Source organism: Pseudomonas sp. Root401, from assembly GCF_001425105.1.
GTDB classification, from domain to species: domain Bacteria; phylum Pseudomonadota; class Gammaproteobacteria; order Pseudomonadales; family Pseudomonadaceae; genus Aquipseudomonas; species Aquipseudomonas brassicacearum.
Map to the genome: position 1 here is coordinate 1 of NZ_LMDO01000058.1, position 2191 is coordinate 2191.

3 protein-coding genes and 1 pseudogene are annotated in these 2191 nt (G+C 61.5%); all 4 read left to right on the plus strand.

Annotated features, from left to right (window positions below):
- Nucleotides 1-357: immunoglobulin-like domain-containing protein (locus ASC85_RS33335; protein ID WP_236712414.1), on the plus strand; the 357-nt coding region annotated here is incomplete at its 5' end.
- 38 nt (nucleotides 358-395) lie between these two features.
- The coding region (locus tag ASC85_RS33595; protein WP_330219824.1) for an immunoglobulin-like domain-containing protein at nucleotides 396-1636 on the plus strand (1241 nt) is incomplete at its 3' end.
- A 1-nt stretch (nucleotide 1637) separates the two neighbouring features.
- Nucleotides 1638-1970 (plus strand): annotated as a pseudogene (locus ASC85_RS33600) (immunoglobulin-like domain-containing protein); the annotation flags it as partial.
- A gap of 10 nt (nucleotides 1971-1980) precedes the next feature.
- Nucleotides 1981-2191 (plus strand): immunoglobulin-like domain-containing protein (locus ASC85_RS33605; RefSeq protein ID WP_330219825.1); only part of this gene is annotated, 211 nt, incomplete at its 3' end.

A 2191-nucleotide genomic window follows, 5' to 3' on the forward strand; every position in this document is an offset into this window, starting at 1 on the left:
GCGACTTCGACGGTGGCCGAAGGTGGGACTGTCGTTTACACAGCGTCGGTCAACGCACCGGTCACTGATGCCCCGCTCGTCGTGACGTTGAGCAACGGCCAGACCATTACCATTCCGGTTGGCGCCAGCAGCGGCACCGTGAACTTCGTCACGCCAAACGACGCCCTCGCAGGCGGCGATAACCTGAGCGTGAAGATCGACGACGCCCAGGGCGGCAACTACGAAAAACTGGACATCGACGGCAAGCCTGCCGAAACCACCGTCACAGACACTCAGGACACCACTGGCCTGACCTGGACATCGACGGCAAGCCTGCCGAAACCACCGTCACAGACACTCAGGACACCACTGGCCTGACGCTCTCGGCAACTGACACTGTCGCCGAAGGCGGTTCCATCGTTTACACCGCCACCCTGACCAACGCCGCCGGCTCGCCTGTCACTGTGACATTGAGCAACGGCGCCGTCATCAACATCGCAGCAGGCGCCACCACCGGCACCGTGACCGTCGATGCGCCAAAAGACGACGTCTACAAAGACGCTGGTAAAGTTGAAGTCAGCATCGATAAAGCCACTGGCGGTAATTTCGAGAACCTGGTTCCGAGCACCACCCCAGCAGTGACCGATGTCACTGACACCATCGACACCTCGACTGTGAGCCTGACCGCAACATCCACCGTTGCTGAAGGCGGCACCGTGGTATACACCGCCTCGGTTAACGCACCCGTGACCGACGCTCCGTTGGTGATCACCCTGTCGAACGGCCAGACCATCACCATTCCGGTCGGCGCCAGCAGCGGCACCGTGAACTTCGTGACGCCAAACGACGCCCTCGCGGGCGGCGACAGCCTGAGCGTGAAGATCGACGACGCCCAGGGCGGCAACTACGAAAAACTGGACATCGACGGCAAGCCTGCCGAAACCACCGTCACAGACACTCAGGACACCACTGGCCTGACGCTCTCGGCAACTGACACTGTCGCCGAAGGCGGCTCCATCGTTTACACCGCCACCCTGACCAACGCCGCYGGCTCGCCTGTCACTGTGACYCTGAGCAACGGCGCGGTGATCAACATCGCAGCAGGCGCCACCACCGGCACCGTCACTGTCGATGCRCCAAAAGACGACGTCTACAAAGACGCCGGCAAAGTYGAAGTCAGCATCGATAAAGCCACTGGCGGCAACTTCGAAAACCTGGTTCCGAGCACCACGCCWGCGGTGACTGACGTYACCGACACCATCGACACCAGCACCGTTTCGCTCACWGCGACTTCGACGGTGGCCGAAGGTGGGACYGTSGTTTACACCGCCTCGGTYAACGCACCGGTCACTGATGCCCCGCTCGTCGTGAYGTTGAGCAACGGCCAGACCATTACCATCCCAGTCGGTGCCAGCTCCGCTTCGGTGAACTTCGTTACACCAAACGACGCCCTCGCGGGCGGCGATAACCTGAGCGTGAAGATTGATGACGCCCAGGGCGGCAACTACGAAAAACTGGACATCGACGCCACCCCGGCGGACACCACCGTTACCGATGTGCAGGACACTACTGGTCTGACGCTCTCGGCAACTGACACTGTCGCCGAAGGCGGTTCCATCGTTTACACCGCCACCCTGACCAACGCCGCCGGCTCACCNAACGCACCGGTCACTGATGCCCCGCTCGTCGTGAYGTTGAGCAACGGCCAGACCATTACCATCCCAGTCGGTGCCAGCTCCGCTTCGGTGAACTTCGTTACACCAAACGACGCCCTCGCGGGCGGCGAYAACCTGAGCGTGAAGATYGATGACGCCCAGGGCGGCAACTACGAAAAACTGGACATCGACGGCAAGCCTGCCGAAACCACCGTCACAGAYACTCAGGACACCACTGGCCTGAGCCTGTCCGCGTCTACCGAAGTAGCCGAAGGCGGCTCGATCGTCTACACCGCMACMYTGACCAACGCMGCCGGCTCACCAGTGACCGTCACCNGGCCTGAGCCTGTCCGCGTCTACCGAAGTAGCCGAAGGCGGCTCGATCGTCTACACCGCAACATTGACCAACGCCGCCGGCTCACCAGTGACCGTCACTTTGAGCAACGGCGCTGTGATCAACATCGCAGCAGGCGCCACCACCGGCACCGTCACTGTCGATGCGCCAAAAGACGACGTCTACAAAGACGCCGGCAAAGTTGAAGTCAGCATCGATAAAG